General features: G+C 71.6%; 18 protein-coding genes. 5 read left to right on the top strand and 13 right to left on the bottom strand.

Going from position 1 to position 16,573, the window contains the following annotated elements:
* Positions 1–6 precede the first annotated feature (6 nt).
* Complete coding sequence (locus Q9R26_RS05110; protein WP_311226719.1) at positions 7–603, top strand: molybdenum cofactor biosysynthesis protein; 597 nt, start codon at positions 7–9, stop codon at positions 601–603.
* 38 nt (positions 604–641) lie between these two features.
* Here Q9R26_RS05110 and Q9R26_RS05105 read toward each other — a convergent pair whose 3' ends face one another.
* The 5 genes from Q9R26_RS05105 to folE form a co-directional block, all read right to left on the bottom strand.
* On the bottom strand, positions 642–1,184 hold the full coding sequence (locus tag Q9R26_RS05105) for a type 1 glutamine amidotransferase domain-containing protein (RefSeq protein ID WP_182064402.1): 543 nt from the start codon (positions 1,182–1,184) through the stop codon (positions 642–644).
* Positions 1,185–1,432: 248 nt separating this feature from the next.
* Entirely contained in the window at positions 1,433–2,086 is a 654-nt protein-coding gene (locus Q9R26_RS05100; protein ID WP_311226718.1) for an HAD-IA family hydrolase, read from the bottom strand.
* Positions 2,087–2,110: 24 nt separating this feature from the next.
* Positions 2,111–2,860 carry a pyrimidine reductase family protein gene (locus tag Q9R26_RS05095; protein ID WP_311226717.1) on the bottom strand — a complete coding sequence of 250 codons (750 nt, stop codon included), beginning with the start codon at positions 2,858–2,860 and terminating at the stop codon, positions 2,111–2,113.
* Positions 2,857–3,837, bottom strand: a complete 981-nt coding sequence (gene folP, locus Q9R26_RS05090) for a dihydropteroate synthase (RefSeq protein ID WP_311226716.1) — start codon at positions 3,835–3,837, stop codon at positions 2,857–2,859. Before folP ends, Q9R26_RS05095 begins: the two co-directional genes overlap by 4 nt.
* Complete coding sequence (gene folE / locus Q9R26_RS05085; protein ID WP_311226867.1) at positions 3,834–4,445, bottom strand: GTP cyclohydrolase I; 612 nt, start codon at positions 4,443–4,445, stop codon at positions 3,834–3,836. The genes folP and folE overlap by 4 nt, the downstream gene beginning before the upstream one ends.
* Before the next feature lie 157 nt (positions 4,446–4,602).
* Between folE and Q9R26_RS05080 the strand changes: the two genes are divergently transcribed.
* Positions 4,603–6,078 (top strand): NCS2 family permease, encoded by a 1,476-nt coding sequence (locus Q9R26_RS05080; RefSeq protein ID WP_111023334.1) that lies wholly within the window; start codon positions 4,603–4,605, stop codon positions 6,076–6,078.
* Positions 6,079–6,112: 34 nt separating this feature from the next.
* Here the strand turns inward: Q9R26_RS05080 and Q9R26_RS05075 are convergent, their stop codons facing one another.
* The gene (locus Q9R26_RS05075; RefSeq protein WP_017887957.1) at positions 6,113–6,565 is read right to left on the bottom strand and encodes a hypothetical protein; all 453 of its coding nucleotides are present in this window, start codon (positions 6,563–6,565) and stop codon (positions 6,113–6,115) included.
* A 136-nt stretch (positions 6,566–6,701) separates the two neighbouring features.
* Between Q9R26_RS05075 and Q9R26_RS05070 the strand changes: the two genes are divergently transcribed.
* Both Q9R26_RS05070 and Q9R26_RS05065 read left to right on the top strand, forming a co-directional pair.
* Positions 6,702–6,962, top strand: coding sequence for a hypothetical protein (locus tag Q9R26_RS05070; protein WP_259578861.1), 261 nt, complete (start codon positions 6,702–6,704; stop codon positions 6,960–6,962).
* A gap of 26 nt (positions 6,963–6,988) precedes the next feature.
* Positions 6,989–7,504 (top strand): DUF1697 domain-containing protein, encoded by a 516-nt coding sequence (locus Q9R26_RS05065; RefSeq protein ID WP_259578860.1) that lies wholly within the window; start codon positions 6,989–6,991, stop codon positions 7,502–7,504.
* A gap of 12 nt (positions 7,505–7,516) precedes the next feature.
* Here Q9R26_RS05065 and Q9R26_RS05060 read toward each other — a convergent pair whose 3' ends face one another.
* The 3 genes from Q9R26_RS05060 to Q9R26_RS05050 all read right to left on the bottom strand — a co-directional run bounded on the left by Q9R26_RS05060 (position 7,517) and on the right by Q9R26_RS05050 (position 11,812).
* On the bottom strand, positions 7,517–8,284 hold the full coding sequence (locus Q9R26_RS05060; protein WP_311226715.1) for an SDR family NAD(P)-dependent oxidoreductase: 768 nt from the start codon (positions 8,282–8,284) through the stop codon (positions 7,517–7,519).
* 179 nt (positions 8,285–8,463) lie between these two features.
* The gene (locus Q9R26_RS05055; RefSeq protein ID WP_311226714.1) at positions 8,464–10,974 is read right to left on the bottom strand and encodes a glycosyl hydrolase family 65 protein; all 2,511 of its coding nucleotides are present in this window, start codon (positions 10,972–10,974) and stop codon (positions 8,464–8,466) included.
* A gap of 73 nt (positions 10,975–11,047) precedes the next feature.
* Positions 11,048–11,812, bottom strand: coding sequence for a beta-phosphoglucomutase family hydrolase (locus tag Q9R26_RS05050; protein ID WP_311226713.1), 765 nt, complete (start codon positions 11,810–11,812; stop codon positions 11,048–11,050).
* 157 nt (positions 11,813–11,969) lie between these two features.
* Here Q9R26_RS05050 and Q9R26_RS05045 point away from each other — a divergent pair, with 157 nt between their 5' ends.
* Positions 11,970–13,325, top strand: a complete 1,356-nt coding sequence (locus Q9R26_RS05045) for an APC family permease (protein ID WP_311226712.1) — start codon at positions 11,970–11,972, stop codon at positions 13,323–13,325.
* A gap of 71 nt (positions 13,326–13,396) precedes the next feature.
* On the opposite strand, the gene Q9R26_RS05040 is transcribed toward Q9R26_RS05045, so the two are convergent.
* The 4 genes from Q9R26_RS05040 to hxlB all read right to left on the bottom strand — a co-directional run bounded on the left by Q9R26_RS05040 (position 13,397) and on the right by hxlB (position 16,531).
* On the bottom strand, positions 13,397–14,119 hold the full coding sequence (locus Q9R26_RS05040) for an alpha/beta hydrolase (RefSeq protein WP_311226711.1): 723 nt from the start codon (positions 14,117–14,119) through the stop codon (positions 13,397–13,399).
* Positions 14,116–15,204 (bottom strand): bifunctional GNAT family N-acetyltransferase/class I SAM-dependent methyltransferase, encoded by a 1,089-nt coding sequence (locus Q9R26_RS05035; protein ID WP_311226710.1) that lies wholly within the window; start codon positions 15,202–15,204, stop codon positions 14,116–14,118. The genes Q9R26_RS05040 and Q9R26_RS05035 overlap by 4 nt, the downstream gene beginning before the upstream one ends.
* A gap of 128 nt (positions 15,205–15,332) precedes the next feature.
* Entirely contained in the window at positions 15,333–15,956 is a 624-nt protein-coding gene (gene hxlA, locus Q9R26_RS05030; RefSeq protein ID WP_182064416.1) for a 3-hexulose-6-phosphate synthase, read from the bottom strand.
* 11 nt (positions 15,957–15,967) lie between these two features.
* The gene (gene hxlB, locus Q9R26_RS05025; protein ID WP_311226709.1) at positions 15,968–16,531 is read right to left on the bottom strand and encodes a 6-phospho-3-hexuloisomerase; all 564 of its coding nucleotides are present in this window, start codon (positions 16,529–16,531) and stop codon (positions 15,968–15,970) included.
* Positions 16,532–16,573: the final 42 nt, after the last annotated feature.

Below are 16,573 nucleotides of genomic sequence, written 5' to 3'. Positions count from 1 at the left end.
GGCCGGGTGACTTCCGCAGACGACGTGGCCGGTCTCGACGACCTGCCGTTCCGGACCGAGGTCGAGGTCGCGCTGCTGCTCGTCTCACCGCGGCACCGGTACGAGGGGCGCCCGGCCGACGGCGCGCTGCCGGTGGGCGGGGACGATCCGGACGAATCACGCGACCGGGTCGAGCTGCGGGCCGGGCTGGGCATCGTCGGCGACCGGTACTTCGCGGCCCGGGCGCACGTGCACGCCTCGGTCACGGTGATCGGCCTGGAGGGGCTCGAAGCCGTCGGTCACGCGATCGGCGCCACCGTCGACCCCGCTGCGACCCGGCGGAACGTGTTCCTGCGCGGCGCCGACGTCGAGGCGCTGCGGGGCGAGCCGTTCTCGTTGGAGAGCATGACACCCGACGGCAGCGACGGCGGCCTCGGCCGCGCTGTCCGCTTCCGCGGCTACCGCGCCGCGAATCCCTGCGCCTGGATGGACCACGAGGTGGCCCCCGGGGCGTTCCGGGCGATGCGCGGCCGGGGCGGGGTGCGGTGCGACCCGGAGTCCGACGGTGTGCTCACCCTCGGACCCGCGGTGCTCCGCACGGCCCGCCCCGTGGCGCTCGGCTGACGCGGGCGTCGTGCAACCGTGGCTCGGCGGCGCGGTGCTCAGGCGGTGAGGGCGCTCTCGATCGCGTCGACGAACGCCGGCAGGTCGTCCGGGGTGCGGGAGGTGATGAAGCCGCCGTCGACCTGGACCTCCTGGTCGACCCACTCGGCTCCGGCGTTCCGCAGGTCGGTCTGCAGCGACGGGAACGACGTGACGGTCTTGCCCGACAGCACGCCCGCCTCGACGAGGGTCCAGGGCCCGTGGCAGATCGCCGCGACCGGCTTGCTCGCCTCGGCGAAGGCCTGCACGAGGCTCGCCGCGCGGGACTCCTGGCGCAGCGTGTCGGCGTTGATCGTGCCGCCGGGGATCACGAGGGCGTCGAAGTCGTTCGCGTCGACACCGGCGAGGGTGGTGTCGGGCTCGAGGGTCTGCCCCGGGTCCTTGTCGCCGACCAGGGTCTGGATCGTGCCGGTCTCCTTGGCCGCCACGGTCACCGAGGCACCGCGCTCACGCAGCTGCTCGGTGGGGACGACGATCTCGTCCTGCTCCACGCCGTAGTTCGTCGTGATGACGAGGACCTTCTTGCCGTCGAGGGTTGCCATGATCGCTCCTTCCGCGGCCCGGTCGTTCCGGCCGCACACCCGAGGGTCGTCGGGGTCGGCTGAACAGGCCTCCAGGGCCGGCTCGGGTGTCCGGTCGGGCGGTCGCAACACCCCGCTCGGGGCCGCCGAGCGGTCACGAAGCGTCGGCTGGCGGCGGCGCAACCGACGGTTCCCGACCACTCGGCGCGGGCCGCACGGGGTGTCCTGACCGGCCGCAGACCCGCAGCCGGGCGGGCCGGGCGCCGTGCTCAGCCGTGGATGCGGAAGGCGTCGCCGTCGCGCTCGACGGTCAGCCCGTCGTACCCGCGCACCCGGTGCAGGCCGGCCGTCACCGGGTGCTCGAGGGGACCGACGACGACCGTGGTCGCGCCGGAGGCGATGGCGGACTCGAGTCCGGCCGGGGCGTCCTCGAACGCCACGCAGTCGGCCGGGTCGACGCCGAGCAGGGCAGCTCCGCGCAGGTAGCCGTCGGGGTGGGGCTTGCCGTGCTCGACGTCCTCGGAGGGCACGAAGGCCTCGGGCACGGCGAACCCGGCGGCCGCCATCCGGCCCGCGGCGAGGTCACGCGGGGCGCTCGTCACGAGGGCCACCGGGACACCGAGTTCGACGAGTCGCTGCACGAAGGCGACGGCCCCGGGGATCTCGAGGATGCCCTCGGTGCTCGCGGTCTCCTCGGCGACGAGCTCCGCCGCGATCCGCTGCTGCTCGGCCAGGGGCAGGTCGGGCAGGAAGCGCCGCAGGGTGTCGATCGCCTGCCGACCGTGCGAGAACGCGAGGATCTCGTCGGGGTCGATGCCGTTCGCGTGGCCGAACCGGGTCCAGGTCGCCTCGACCACCGCGGTCGAGTCGACGAGCGTCCCGTCCATGTCGAAGAGGACCCCGGACGCCACGATGTCGATCACGCGCCCGACCCTAGCCCACGGGAGTCAGCGCGCCCGGACGGACCGGGTGAGCAGCACGCCGCCGGCGCCGAGCAGCACGTGCGCCGGTCGCATCCGCCGAAGTTCCGGCGACGACCCGCGGGCGATGCGCGGCCCCTCCCCGCCCTCGAGCGACGGATCGATCGTCAGGGTCAGCTCGTCGACGGCGTCCGCGGCGATGAGCGCCCCGAGGAACGACGGCCCGCCCTCGCAGTGGATCGTCCCGAGGCCACGGTCGGCCAACAGACCACGGATCCGCCCGGCGTCCACCGAGTCCGGGTCGTCGTCCGCGCTGCACGGCACGACGTCGGCGACCTCGGCGAGCGCCAGGGCCTTCGACGACGCAGCCGCCGTCGCCGACGTCAGGACGACGGGGCGCACCGGCGCCGCGGTGAAGACCCGAGACCCCGGGTCGAGCGACAGCGATCCCGTGACGATCGCGAACACGGGGTGGTCCGGCATGCCGTGGGCACGCCGCCAGGCGACGTCGGTGTCGTGCAGGACCATCGGCCCGTAGCCCTCGTCGCGGACGGTGCCGGCGGCGACGAGCACGACGTCGGCCACCCGCCGGAGCAGGTCGAAGACGCGCAGGTCGTCGGCACCACCGAGCGACCCGGACACCCCGGCAGCCGACGCGGAGCCGTCGAGCGTCGCGACGAAGTTCACGCGGAGCCAGGGGCCCCCGGCGTCGGCGGTGTAGAGCTCGAGCAGGTCGTCGTCGGACAGGTCCGCGATCGACGGGGGCAGGACGTTCACGTGTTGTGCCTCGATTCCACGGGGGTGCGCCATCCGAGCGTGGCCTCGACCATCCGCATCGCGTCGACGCTCTCTGCGACGTCGTGCATCCGGACGATCCGGGCGCCGAGCATCGCGCTCACGGTCGCGACGGCGAGCGATCCGGAGAGCCGTTCACCGCGGGGGCGTCCGAGCGACTCCCCCACGAAGTCCTTGTTCGACACCGCGGCGAGCACCGGGTAGCCGAGCGCGACGACCTCGGGCAGCCGACGGGTGAGCTCGAGCGTTTGCACGGTGTTCTTGTGCAGGTCGTGGCCCGGGTCGACGATGATCCGCGACTCGGGGATGCCCGCGGCGAGCGCCCGGTCGACCCGTTCGCGCAGGAACGCGACGACCTCGCCCGCGATGTCGCCGTACTGCGGCGGTGCCGGCAGGGGCCGCCGCGGTTCGGCGAGCGAGTGCGTGATGACGACGGTGGCGTCGGAGTCGGCGACCACGGCGGCCATCCGCGGGTCGGACAGGCCGGTGGTGTCGTTGACGACGGTCGCCCCGGCCGCGATCGCCGCTGCAGCGACCTCCGGGCGGAAGGTGTCGACGCTGATGACGACGTCGGACTGCTGGGCGAGCTGCTCGACGACGGGCACGACCCGGTCGATCTCGTCGGACGCGGGCAGCTCCGGACCGGGTGCGAACTTCACGCCGCCGATGTCGACCCAGTCGGCGCCCTGTTCGGCTGCACGCACCGAGGCGGCGACGGCCCGGTCGAGCTCGAAGGTGGCGCCGCGGTCGTGGAACGAGTCGGGCGTGCGGTTCACGATCGCCATCACGGCGATGCGGTGGTCGAAGTCGATGGTGCGGCGGCCGAACGTCCGGACCGGGTGGCGCAGGTCCGGCACGACCCAGCCGGGCCCGGCCGCGTCGGTCCGTGGGCCCACGACGCCGGTTCCGGCGCGACGCGCCAGCGGCGTGCCGGCCGTGCCGTCGGGGAGGCCGGTCATGCGTCTGCCCCGGCACTCGCGTCGTGCCCGGCGTCGGTCCCACGCCCCGCGCCGATGAGCGCGATCGCCTCGGCCCGTCCCGCGGCGTCGGCCAGCGAACCGGTCGCCGCCACCGTCACCGTCGTCGAACCGGTCTGGCGCTCCCCACGCGTCGTGACGCACTGGTGCTGCGCGTCGAGGACCACCAGGACGCCCTGGGCGCCGAGCCCCTCGGCGATGGTCGCGGCGACCTGTTCGCCGAGCCGCTCCTGCAGTTGCGGGCGGGAGGCCACCGCGTCGAGCACCCGCGCCAGCGTGCCGAGCCCGATGAGCCGGTCGCCCGGCGCGTACGCCAGGTGCGCGACCCCGAGGAACGGCAGCAGGTGGTGCTCGCAGACGGAGCGGAACTTCACGTCGCGCACGATCACGAGCCGACCGCGCTCGCCGTCCTCGGCGTGCACGGTGCCGTCCCGGGCGATGGCGACCGCGTCGGTGCCGATCCCGGAGAAGAACTCGGCGTACGAGTCGGCAACGCGAGCGGGGGTGCGGGTGAGTTCCGGGCGGTCGGGATCCTCGCCGATGGCGAGCAGCAGCTCGCGGACGGCGGCCTCCACACGGGCGCGGTCCATGGGTGACGTCACCCGCTCATCCAACACCAGCCCTGGCCGGAGAACGCGGGCAGACGCCCAGCGCGAGGGGCGCGATCCGCGCGGAACGGGCCTCCTGGCTGTCGCAACCTGTGAGACCGGTGTGACACGCCCGAAACCCAGCGTCCTTTAAACTCTCGTGGTGAGCGCCCCGCAGACCGACACCACGCCCCGGAACCGCTTCGCGACCGGCCTCGACCGATTCTTCTCCATCACGCAACGCGGATCGTCGATCCCCCGCGAGGTCCGCGGTGGCCTCGTCTCGTTCGTGACGATGGCGTACATCGTCATCCTGAACCCCCTCATCCTCGGCGGGTTCAGCGCCGACCAGGCCGCCAAGGACGTCAGTGGCGGATGGCTCGAGAACGCTCAGGTGGCCGCGGCGACCGGACTCGTCGCCGGCGTCATGACCATCGCGATGGGCATCATCGCGAACCTGCCGTTCGGCATCGCCGCGGGGCTCGGGATCAACTCGTTCCTCGCCGTCAGCGTCGTGCACCAGGTCACCTGGGCCGAGGCGATGGGCCTGGTCGTCATCAACGGCGTGATCATCGTGATCCTCGCGTTGACCGGCATCCGGACGATGATCTTCACCGCTGTCCCGGCCCAGCTGAAGGCCGCGATCACCGTCGGCATCGGCCTGTTCATCGCGTTCATCGGGCTCGTCGACTCCGGCTTCGTGCGGTCCTCCGGGCTCGCGTCGCCGCCGCTGCAGCTCGGTGAGGACGGCTCCGTCGGCGCCCTGCCGACCATCGTGTTCCTGATCGGCCTGATCATCATCGGCACGCTCATGGCCCGCCGGGTCAAGGGCGCGCTGCTCATCGGCATCGTCGCGACCACGATCATCGCGATCATCCTGCAGGCGATCTTCCAGGTGCCGACGTCGGTGGACTCGAAGACCGGCTGGAACCTCAACGCCCCCGGCCTGCCGAGCGCGCTGTTCGCCGTGCCGGACCTGTCGCTCGTCGGCCACGCCGACGTCTTCGGCGCCTTCACCCGCATCGGCCCGCTCGCCGCGTCGATGCTCGTCTTCACCCTCGTCTTCACGAACTTCTTCGACGCCATGGGCACCATGACCGGTCTGGCCAAGGCCGCCGGCGTCGCGAAGCCGGACGGCACGTTCCCCCGTCTGAAGTCGGCGCTCGTCGTCGAGGGCGTCGGCGCGATCGCCGGTGGTGGCGCGTCGGTGTCGTCGAACACCGTCTTCATCGACTCGGCCTCCGGCATCGGCGAGGGTGCCCGCACGGGCATGGCGTCCGTCGTCACCGGCCTGCTGTTCCTGGCGTCGATGTTCCTCACGCCGCTCACCCAGGTCGTCCCGCTCGAGGTCGCCGCCGCCGGGCTCGTCGTCGTCGGTGCGCTCATGGTCGCGCAGGTGGCGGACATCTCGTGGACGGACTTCGGCTCGGCCCTGCCGGCGTTCCTGACGATCGTCGTCATGCCGCTGACCTACTCGATCGCGAACGGCATCGGCGCCGGCTTCATCAGCTGGGTGCTCATCAAGCTGCTGTCCGGCCGCGGCCGTGAGGTCTCGTGGCTGCTCTACGTGGTCGCCGCGGGCTTCCTGCTGTACTTCGCGCGGGGGCCGCTGGAGGCGCTGCTCGGCGTCGGCTGAGGCTTTCGTCCGGGCGTTGCCTGGAGGCCCGTGGTCAGTCCGGCAGGTCGCTCGGCGTCGCCTCGTGGTGGCGCTGGTCCTGGGTGCGACGGTCTTCCTTCATGCCCGCCTCGAACAGGTGGCGGCGGCCCTGCACGAGCTCGTCGCGCGCGGTGCGCTCGAGCTCCTTGGCGAGGGCGTAGTAGCCGTCGTCGTAGTCCTCGACGATCTGGAACGTCCAGCGGCCGGCGATGACGTTGCGGCCCACGAGTTCGGTGTCGATGCGCTCGGCGAGCTCGGTGTGCCCCGCCTTCCGCAGCTGCTCGACCGCCTCGCCGAGGTTCAGGTCAGCGGTCCCGGTCAGCCGGTGGAACCCGTAGAGCAGGCCGCGGGCGTGCTCGATGACCTCGACCGCGGCGGACAGGCTGCCGAGCGCCTCGACCGTGGCCTCGGACACCCCCTCGGGAACCTGGTGCTGCGCGTCGGGGCCCTGTGCGTCGTTCGTCATGGGTCCCGTCTACACGACGGCGGCTGCGCTGTTCGAGGGGTTCGTCCACGACCCGCCGTGGTCGATCGGCGGTGGTTGCGACGTCGGAGGTCGACACCTACCATTCGAACACACGTTCGAACGAGGAGACCCGATGATGATCACCGACACGGCCGCCACGGTGTGGTGGGCCGAGGGCACGCCGACGCGGCTGGTGTGGGCTGGGCGGCGCTGGCGGGTGAGCGACACCCCCACCCGGCTGACCGTGACGCGCGCCGAGCTGCCCACAGCGATCACCCACGCGCCTGAGCGCACCGTGGGCTGGCGATTCCAGGCGACCAGCGACGACGGTGAGGCCCTGGTGGTCGACATCGTGCCGCAGGGCTCCGGCTGGGGCGTGGCCCGGACGTGGACGTGACGGGCCCGAGCCGCTACCGTCCGGACATGGACAGGTGGGTGGCGCTGCTGCGCGGGGTCAACGTGAACGGCATCACGATCCGGAGCGCCGAGCTCGCAGAGCTCTTCCGGGGACTCGGGTTCGACGACGTCCGCACCGTGCTCGCCTCGGGCAACGTCGTGTTCTCCGCCGACGTGCCCGCCGAGCCGCTGAAGACGTCGATCGAGCAGGGGCTGCGCGACCGGTTCGGGTACGACGCCTGGATCGTGCTCGTCCGGCACGACGCCCTCGCGGCCGTGGTCGACGGTTTCCCCTTCGAGCGTGCCGACGCACGGCACGACTACGTGGTGTTCGGGTCCGACGACGGTGCGCTCGACGCGTTGGTCGCGGACCTCGAACTCGACGACTCGGTCGAGCAGGTCTCCCGCGGGAACGGGGTCGTCTACTGGTCGTGTCCGAAGGGGTCGAGCACCGACACCGTGTTCGCGAAGCGGGCCGGCGCCGCACGCTTCAAGCGCACGACGACGACCCGCAACACGAACACCCTGCGGAAGCTCCTGTGACCCGGGGCGGCATCAGGCCTGCGGCGGCTGCCCGTTGCTGGCCATGGTGCCGCCGTCCACCGGCAGGACCGCGCCCGTGATGAACGAGGCCGCGTCGCTGGCCAGGAACAGCACGGCCTCGGCGACCTCCTCGGAACGCCCGCCCCGACCGAGGGCGATCCGCTCCTCGAACTTCGACTGCTGCGACTCGTCCTCCGCCTGCTCCTGGGTCAGGGCGGTCCAGATCAGCCCCGGAGCGACGGCGTTCACGCGCACCCCGAACTGCCCGTTGTCGAGCGCCGCGGCCTTGGTGAAGTTCGTCACGCCACCCTTCGCCGCGTTGTAGGGGCTCATCCGCCAGTCGGCGTCCTCACCGGAGACCGACGAGGTGTTCACGATCGAACCCTTGGTCTCACGGAGGAACGGCAGGGCCGCCCGGGTGCCGTAGAACACCCCGGACAGGTCGGTCTCGATGACGCGGCGCCACTCGGCCGTGCTGATGTCGGTGATGTCCCCGGAGCTGAAGGTCCCGGCGTTGTTCACCAGGACGTCGAGCCGATCGAAGCGGTCGATCGCCGCCGAGACGACGGTCTCCCAGTCCTCCGGGCTCGCCACGTCGGCGTGCAGGGCGACCACTCGGTCCGTCGGCAGGGAGTCACCCACCGTGCGGACCTTCTCCTCGACGCTGTCGGTCAGCACCACCGACGCGCCCTCGTCGATGAACGCCCGGACCGTCGCCTCGCCGATGCCGGAACCCGCGCCCGTCACGATCGCGACCTTGCCCTCGAACCGGTTGCCCATGATGTCTCCTCTCGTTGCACGAACCGTGCCCGGGAGACGCCATCGGCCCGAGGGGCACGGCAGACCACGGTGCCCCGGTGCGGCTGGACGCGCTCGGAGGTGCCGGCAGCGGCCCGGGATGCACGTCGCCCCGGTACCGCGAGGCGGAACCGGGGCGACGTGCAGCGCAGGGACTGGCGTCAGCCGGTCGAGTCGTCGAGGTCGAAGTCGCGCTCCAGGGAGATCGTCGGGATCGACGCGGTGATCACCGAGCCGTCCGCACGCAGCGTGCCCTGGATGTCGCTCGTGGTCGGGGCGTGCCCGGACATCCGCGGCCCGTGGTGCGGCAGCGGCACCACGGTGGGCTCTCCCGCCTCGATGTCCCACTGCTGGTTGTGCACCCAGACCGTGAAGCCCGACCCGGTCTCGACCGTGAGCGTCATGGTCTCCTGCTCCAGGTCGACACGGACGCGCGAACCGCTGACCGTCAGCCGGTAGGACAGACGATCCCAGTGCTTCGGCAGCCGCGGGTTGAAGGTCATGCGTCCACCGTGGTCGCGCATGCCACCGAAGCCGTTGACGAGCGCGCCCCAGATGCCTCCGGTCGACGCGATGTGCACGCCGTCCGAGGTGTTGCCGTGCAGGTCCGCCAGGTCGACGTAGAGCGCGGTCTGGAAGTACTGGTCCGCGAGGTCGTGGTACCCGACCTCGGCCGCCATGATCGACTGCACGACCGCGGACAGGGTCGAGTCACCGGTGGTGAGCGCGTCGTAGTAGTCGAAGTCGCGACGCTTCTCCGCCGCCGTGAACTCGTGCCCCTGCAGGAAGAGCGCGAGCACGACGTCGGCCTGCTTGAGCACCTGGAACCGGTAGATCACCAGCGGGTGGTAGTGGAGCAGCAGCGGGCGCTTGGACTCGGGGGTGTTCTCGAGGTCCCAGAGTTCCTTGTCGAGGAACTGGGCGTCCTGCGGGTGAATGCCGCGGTGCGGGTCGAACGGGATCTCCATCGACTCGGCGGCGTGCTCCCACTCGACGAGCTCGTCCGGCTGCAGACCGGTCCGGCGCACCATGCGGTCGTACTCTTCGGCGTCGTCCGCGGCGAGCTCGCGGCACGCGTTGACGGCGAACCACAGGTTCGCCCGGGCCATCACGTTCGTGTAGAGGTTGTCGTCGACGACGGTCGTGTACTCGTCCGGTCCGGTCACACCGTCGATGTGGAACTTCTTGTCGCCGTTGGACCGCCAGAACCCGAGATCGGCCCACAGCCGGGCGGTCTCGACGAGCACGTCGATGGCTCCGCGCTTCAGGAACTCACGGTCGCCCGAGGCCCGCACGTACTGCATGAGCGCGTGCGCGATGTCGGCGTCGATGTGGTACTGCGCGGTGCCGGCGGCGTAGTACGCGCTGGACTCCTCGCCGTTGATCGTCCGCCACGGGAACAGTGCGCCGCGCTGGTTCAGCTCGCGGGCTCGAGCACGTGCCGCGTCGAGCATGTTGTAGCGGAAGCGCAGGGCGTTCCGGGCGACGATCGGCGCCGTGTAGGACAGGAACGGCAGGACGTAGATCTCCATGTCCCAGAAGTAGTGGCCGCCGTACCCGGAGCCGGTGACGCCCTTCGCGGCGATGCCGTGGCCGTCGGTGCGGGCGGTGGCCTGGGCGAGCTGGAAGAGGTTCCAGCGGACGGCCTGCTGGATCGCGGGCTGGCCGGCGATCTCGACGTCGCTGCGGGCCCAGTAGTCGTCGAGCCAGTCGCGCTGCTTGGCGAAGGTCTCGTCGACGTTCTCGGCGTGCGCCCGGTCGAGCGTGCGGTCGCACCGGTCGGCGAGCTCGCGCACGGGGACCCCGCGGGAGGTGTGGTAGACCACGTGCTTCACGAGCCGGATGGGCTGACCGGCACGGGCCTGCACCCGGTAGACGTGCTTCGCCAGGTCGTCCTCGATCGACGACGACTCGTCCCAGCTGTTCTCGGTCTCGATGTGGTGCTCGACACCGACGCAGATCGTCATGCCGGAGCTGGACGCCTGGTACCCCAGGACCGAGCGACCGCCGGTGCTGCGCTTGAGCTTCGGCACGAGCACCCGTTCGGTGAACGACTCGGCCTTGCGGGGGTCGAAGGCGTTCGCCGCGGCCCGCATGCCGGCGTGGTACTCGTCCTGCACGTCCTGGCGGTTGAGGATCTGGCTGGACAGCAGGATCGAGGCGTCCGCGTCGAGCACGGTGACCTCGTAGTCGATGACGGCCAGGTGCCGGTCGGTGAACGACACGAGTCGGCGCGATCGGATGAGCACCCGCTTGCCCGACGGCGTCGACCACTCGGTCTCGCGGAACAGGTACCCGCCCCGGAACTCCAGGCGGCGCGTGTGCCGGAGGATGTCGGCCTCGGCCAGGACGAGCGGCTCGTCGTCGACGTACAGGCGGATGACCTTGGCGTCGGGCGCGTTGATGATCGTCTGCCCGGTCTTCGCGAAGCCGAAGGCGTCTTCCGCGTGCCGGATCGGCCAGGTCTCGTGGAACCCGTTGACGTACGTGCCGTACTGCACGCCGCCACGGCCTTCGTCGAGGTTGCCGCGCAGGCCGAGGTACCCGTTGCCGACGGCGAAGTTCGTCTCGGCGACGCCCTGCTCGTCGGGGGTGTACTCCGTCTCGACGAGGGCCCACTCGTCGATCGGGTAACGGACGCGGTCGAGGGGGTCCGAGGTGATGGGGTTCATGCTGCTCCGTGGGAAGGGAGGGAGATGGGTACGTCGGTACGGCCGGCAGGCAGGGAGCGTCCGGCCGGGTGGCCTACGTCGTGCTTATCGGTGCGGGCAGCTCGTCGATGAGTTCGGCGAGGTCGGACACCACGACGTCGGCACCGTGCTCGCGCAGGGCGTCCGCCCCGGCGCCGCGGTCGACACCGACGACGAGACCGAACGAACCGTTGCGGCCGGCTTCGACCCCGCTCGTGGCGTCCTCGACCACGACGCACTCGGCGGCGGTGAGCCCGAACCGGGTGGCCGCGTCGAGGTAGGTGTCGGGCGCGGGCTTGCCGGTCAGGCCGTCCTGGCGGGCGACGAGCCCGTCGACGACCACCGGGAACCGGTCGAGGATGCCCGCCGTCCGGAGCACCGACGTGGCGTTCGCCGAGCTCGAGACGACCGCGACGGACATGCCGGCGGCGATCGCGGCCGTCAGGAACCGCAGCGACCCCGGGTAGGGCTCGACGCCGTGCTCGTCGAGCTCGGCGGTGAACTCGGCATTCTTCCGGTTGCCGAGCCCGCAGACGGTGTCGGTGTCCGGCGCGTCGTCGGGGGTGCCCTGCGGCAGGTCGATGCCACGCGACTCGAGCAGCGAGCGCACCCCGTCGTAGCGGGGCTTGCCGTCGATGAACGTGAAGTAGTCCTGCTCGGTGTACGGCGCGACCCCGTGCGCGGCCAGGTACGGCGTGAACAGCCGACTCCACGCGCGCATGTGGACGTCGGCGGTCGGGGTGAGCACGCCGTCGAGGTCGAACAGGAGCGCGCGCTGGTCACTGAGTCGCGCGGGCGTGCGCTGGTCCTGCGTCGTCATCTGCGGTCCTCCGGGGACTGGTGGTGGACGAATGGCTCCCGACGAGTCTAGGACCGCTCCAGTCCCGGTGTTCGGACGCGCCGCACCCGGTCGGGAGACCGGCTGTGAACACTCGGAGACGCGCATCGGCACGCTGACCCGGACGGAAGGCACCACCATGACCAGCGACACCACGGCCGCACCCCACGACGGCACGCAGTCGAAGCTCCGCCAGGCGATCACCGGGCCACTGCTGTTCCTCTTCATCCTCGGCGACGTGCTCGGCGCCGGCATCTACGCCCTGATGGGGACGCTGGCGAAGGACGTCGGCGGCGCGCTCTGGGCGCCGCTGGTGCTCGCGCTCCTGCTGGCCCTGCTCACCGCGGGCTCCTACGCCGAACTCGTGACGAAGTACCCGAAGGCCGGCGGTGCCGCGGTCTTCGCCGAACGCGCCTACAAGGTGCCCATCGTCTCGTTCCTGGTCGGGTTCAGCATGCTCGCCGCCGGCGTCACGAGCGCCGCGGGCCTGTCGCTCGCCTTCGCCGGCGACTACCTCGGCACCTTCGTCGACCTGCCGCCGGTGCCCACCGCGATCGTCTTCCTCGCCCTGATCGCCTGCCTGAACGCCCGTGGCATCTCCGACTCGCTGAAGAGCAACGTCGTGATGACGATCATCGAGGTCTCCGGTCTCGTCATCGTGATCGTCGTCGTGGCCGTGATGCTCGGCGGTGGCGGCGGCGACGTGTCCCGGATCGGCGCGTTCCCGGCCGAGGCGAACCCGGCCCTGGCGACCCTGAGCGCCGCGATCGTCGCCTACTACTCGTTCGTCGGCTTCGAGACGTCCGCCAACATCGCGGAAGAGGTCCGCGACCCCCGCCGCGTCTACCCGAAGGCCCTGTTCGGCGCCCTCGCCACCGCCGGCGTCGTCTACGTCCTCGTCGCCCTCGCCAGCGCGATCGCCCTGCCCGCTTCGGAGCTGTCCGAGTCCAGCGGCCCGCTGCTCGCGGTCGTCTCCGCCACCGGCGTCCCGATCCCCGACTGGGTCTTCAGCCTCATCGCCCTGGTCGCCGTCGCGAACGGCGCGCTGCTCACGATGATCATGTCGAGCCGAGTGACCTACGGCATGGCCGAGCAGCGGCTCCTGCCTGCCCTGCTCGCGAAGGTCCTGCCGAACCGCAAGACCCCGTGGACCGCCATCGTCGCCACCACGGTCGTCGCGATGCTCCTGACCCTGGTGGGTGACGTGGGCGTTCTGGCCGAGACTGTCGTCCTCCTGCTGCTCTTCGTGTTCATCAGCACGAACGGCGCCGTCCTGGTGCTCCGTCGCGACCACGTCGAGCACGACCACTTCAGGGTCTGGACGTTCGTCCCGGTGCTCGGGGTGCTGTCGTGCATCCTGCTGCTGACGCAGCAGAGCGGTCAGGTCTGGCTCTACGCCGCGGTCCTGCTCGCCGTCGGCGTGGTCCTGTACTTCGTCGCCCGGTTCACCGGGCGCCGTTCCGGACGCGACCACGAGGCGGGCGTGATCCACTGACGTCACGCACCACGGGCCTCCAGGCAGACCGTCTGGAGGCCCGTGGTGCGTCCGCCGGTCCGCCCGCGTGGTCAGCGCAGGTCGCGCACCCAGGCCTCGATGGCGTCCGAGATCTGCTGGCGGGCATCAGCACGGCTGATGGTCGCCGTGCGGTCGCCCGGCTGGTCGCCGTAGGCACCGAAGTCGGCGTGGTTCGAACCCTGGATCTCGGTCATGGTGGCGGTCGACGGCAGCTCGTCCCGCGCGGCGTCGACCTTGGCCGGTGTGGACAGGCCGTCACGCGAACCGGAGATGCTCAGCACGTCGATGTACGAGCGGCTGATGTCGTCCGCGCAGTAGCTGCCGAGCAGCAGCAGGCCGTCGGCGTCCTGGGCGAGCTGGCACGCGCGGACCCCGCCGAGGGAGTGTCCGCCCACCGCCCAGTGCGCGACCTCGGGCGCGTGCGCCTGGAACGTCGACAGCGTTCGGGTGTCGAAGAACGCGAGGTTCAGCGTCGGCTTCGTGATGACGACGGTCGTGCCGTTGGCGACCACCTGACGGAACGTGGCCATGTAGGCGTACGGATCGACCTTCGCGCCCGGGATGAAGACGATCCCGACCCCGTCGGCCTGGCCGGTCGGGGTCATCACCACCGAGTCTCCGGCGTCGCGGACGGCGATCCGGTCGTCGCGCCAGACCTGCAGGGCGGCGCTGCGGGTGCCCTGCATCACGATGTGGGCCCAGACGAGGAACACCACCGCGAGCAGCACGACGACCGCGACGATCCAGGTGGTCCAGCGCAGTGCTCGGTTCATGGCGTCCCTGCTTCCTGGGGGCGTCGTGCGATGACGGTGAGCCACCGCTCGTCGGCCTCCGGACGCGTCGTCTCGCGGACGTCGACGTCGGTCCACCCGGAGCGGGCGACGAGCTCGGCGAGGGGCTCTGGCGCCCAGTAGGTGAAGTGCCGGGCGTGGTCGAGCTTCCGGGTGCTCCACGCGTCGCCGTCGCCGTGCTTCACGGTCGCGGCCAGCACGCCGTCTGGCTGCACGGCCTCACGGAGGCGAGCGAGAAGGTCCCCGAGCTCCGTCCGTGCGACATGCAGGAGCACCGCGTTCGCGAACACGGCGTCGTACGGGCCGCCGAACGCGTCCGAGCGCACGTCGAGCAGGCGTGCCTCGTGCCCCTGCTTCTGCAGCGCCTCGACGAACGACCGCGCGCCGTCCGTCCGGTCGACCACGAGCCCGGCGGCCTCGAGCGCGAGGGCGTCCCGCCCCGGGCCGGACCCGAGCTCGAGCACCCGCGCCCCGACGGGGACGAGCGCGAGCAGGTCGTCGACGAGGCCGGCGCGGTGGTCGTCCGTGCGCTCCGCGTAGCGATCGGCCGCGCGCTCGTAGGCGTCGAGCGTGCGCTCGGCGGTGAGGTCACGGCGCATCACGACCTCGCGCCGCCCGTCAGGCAGGGCGTCCCCAGGCTCGCTGACCGCGGTGAAGCCGCAGCGCTCGTACGTGCGGCGGGCCGCGGTGTTGTCCGGCGCAACCGACAGCTCGAGGTGGTGCGCTCCGGTGCCCGCAGCCCAGGTTGCGACGGCACGGATGAGCGCAGCGGCGATCCCCCGGCCCCGGGTGGCTGGGTCGACCCACATCGAGATCAGTCCAGCGGTACCGGGGTCCTCGCCCGTCACCCCGCTCACCATGCCGACGACGGAACCGTCCTCGGTCTGGGCGAGCAGGTCGAGCGCTCCGGGCATCGAGAGCCGGGCCCGCCACCGGTGCGATGGAGCGTCTGCCCAGTCGGCGAGCGTCGAGCCGAAGGCTCCCGGGGAGTCGGCGAGCGCCGCGAGTCGGACCGGCCGCCAGGTCTCCCAGTCGTCCGCCGTCACCCGGCGCAGCGTGATCGTCACGCCTCGACGCTACCGCCCTGCGGACGGCGCGGGACGTGCCGCGAGTGAGCAGAAGACGTCGGGTGTGGTCTTCACACTCGACGTCTTCTGCTCACTCGATGTCGCCCGGGAAGGGCGACCGGGACGCGCTACTTGATCGCGGCGCGGATCTCGGCGGCTGCTGCGCCGACGTCCGACGCGCTGTAGATCGCACTGCCGGCGACGGCGATGCGGGCACCGGCCTCCTGCACCGAGGCGACCGAGGACGCGTTCACGCCGCCAGCGATCGAGAACGGGACGCCCGACTCCTTGCCGGCGTCGAGCAGGGTCGAGAACGTGAAGCCCTCTTCCGCCTGCTCGTCGAGCCCGGCGTGGACCTCGACGAACTCGGCGCCGAGTGCGACGACCTCGCGGGCACGGGCGGCCTTGTCGGAGACGCCGATCAGGTCGACGACGATGCCCTTGCCGTGCTGCTTCGCGGCCTTGACGGCACCGACGATCGTCGAGTCGCCGGCGACACCGAGGACGGTGACCAGGTCGGCACCGGCCGAGAAGGCGATGTCGGCCTCGAGCTCACCGGCGTCCATCGTCTTGAGGTCGGCGAACACGATCTTGTCCGGGTGTGCCTCCTTGATCGCGGTGACGGCGGACAGACCGGCGCTCTTGATCAGGGGCGTGCCGAGCTCGAGGACGTCGACGTGCGGCGCGGCCGCGGCGGCGAGCTCGAGGGCGGCTTCGGTGGTCAGGGTGTCCATGGCGAACTGGAGCTGCATGGGTGTGCCTTTCATTCGAGGTTGGCGTGGCGGGGCCAGAGGTCGTCGGCGGACTGCCCGCCTCGGGTCCACAGGGCGTGGAACACGGCGTCGCCCACCAGGGCGACCGCCTGTTCGAAGAGGCCACCGGCGTACTGGGCCGAGGCGGTGCCGGAGCGGTCGGTCTTCGTCGCGGCGGGCAGGACGATCGTGACGTCCGCCAGCTCGGAGAGCGGGGATTCGTCGGTGGTCGAGAGCGCCACGACGGATGCGCCGACCTCGTGCGCGGTCCGCGCGGCCTGCACGATGCCGGTGGTCGTGCCCGAGCCGCTCGCGACGAGGAGCAGGTCACCCTGGCGGATCGCCGGGGTGGTGACCTCGCCGACGACGTGTGCGTCGAGCCCGAGGTGCATGAGGCGCATCGCGGTCATGCGGAGGGCGAGGCCGGATCGACCCGCCCCGTGGACGAACACCCGGTCGGCGCCCTCGATCAGGTCGAGTGCGCGCTGGGCCGGGGCGTCGTCGAGGCGGGCTGCCAGGTCGCCGACTTCGCGGACGACCAGGTCGAGCGCTGCGGAGACGGAGGTTGCTGCCATGCCCTCGATCCTTCCGTCGCGCGCCGGTACCCGCCGCTACCC

It is taken from the genome of Curtobacterium sp. BRB10, from assembly GCF_031844325.1.
Lineage (GTDB): Bacteria > Actinomycetota > Actinomycetes > Actinomycetales > Microbacteriaceae > Curtobacterium > Curtobacterium poinsettiae_A.
Note: the sequence above shows the minus strand (reverse complement) of the source record. Positions and strands in the feature narration are given on the sequence as shown.

Excerpts from the sequence above, each read along its gene's own strand:
- Q9R26_RS05105 (WP_182064402.1), bottom strand. The coding sequence starts at position 1,184 with ATGGCAACCCTCGACGGCAAGAAGGTCCTCGTCATCACGACGAACTAC.
- folP (WP_311226716.1), bottom strand. The coding sequence starts at position 3,837 with ATGACCGGCCTCCCCGACGGCACGGCCGGCACGCCGCTGGCGCGTCGC.
- folE (WP_311226867.1), bottom strand. The coding sequence starts at position 4,445 with ATGGACCGCGCCCGTGTGGAGGCCGCCGTCCGCGAGCTGCTGCTCGCC.
- Q9R26_RS05075 (WP_017887957.1), bottom strand. The coding sequence starts at position 6,565 with ATGACGAACGACGCACAGGGCCCCGACGCGCAGCACCAGGTTCCCGAG.
- Q9R26_RS05070 (WP_259578861.1), top strand. The coding sequence starts at position 6,702 with ATGATCACCGACACGGCCGCCACGGTGTGGTGGGCCGAGGGCACGCCG.
- Q9R26_RS05065 (WP_259578860.1), top strand. The coding sequence starts at position 6,989 with ATGGACAGGTGGGTGGCGCTGCTGCGCGGGGTCAACGTGAACGGCATC.
- Q9R26_RS05060 (WP_311226715.1), bottom strand. The coding sequence starts at position 8,284 with ATGGGCAACCGGTTCGAGGGCAAGGTCGCGATCGTGACGGGCGCGGGT.
- Q9R26_RS05055 (WP_311226714.1), bottom strand. The coding sequence starts at position 10,974 with ATGAACCCCATCACCTCGGACCCCCTCGACCGCGTCCGTTACCCGATC.
- Q9R26_RS05050 (WP_311226713.1), bottom strand. The coding sequence starts at position 11,812 with ATGACGACGCAGGACCAGCGCACGCCCGCGCGACTCAGTGACCAGCGC.
- Q9R26_RS05045 (WP_311226712.1), top strand. The coding sequence starts at position 11,970 with ATGACCAGCGACACCACGGCCGCACCCCACGACGGCACGCAGTCGAAG.
- Q9R26_RS05040 (WP_311226711.1), bottom strand. The coding sequence starts at position 14,119 with ATGAACCGAGCACTGCGCTGGACCACCTGGATCGTCGCGGTCGTCGTG.
- hxlA (WP_182064416.1), bottom strand. The coding sequence starts at position 15,956 with ATGCAGCTCCAGTTCGCCATGGACACCCTGACCACCGAAGCCGCCCTC.
- hxlB (WP_311226709.1), bottom strand. The coding sequence starts at position 16,531 with ATGGCAGCAACCTCCGTCTCCGCAGCGCTCGACCTGGTCGTCCGCGAA.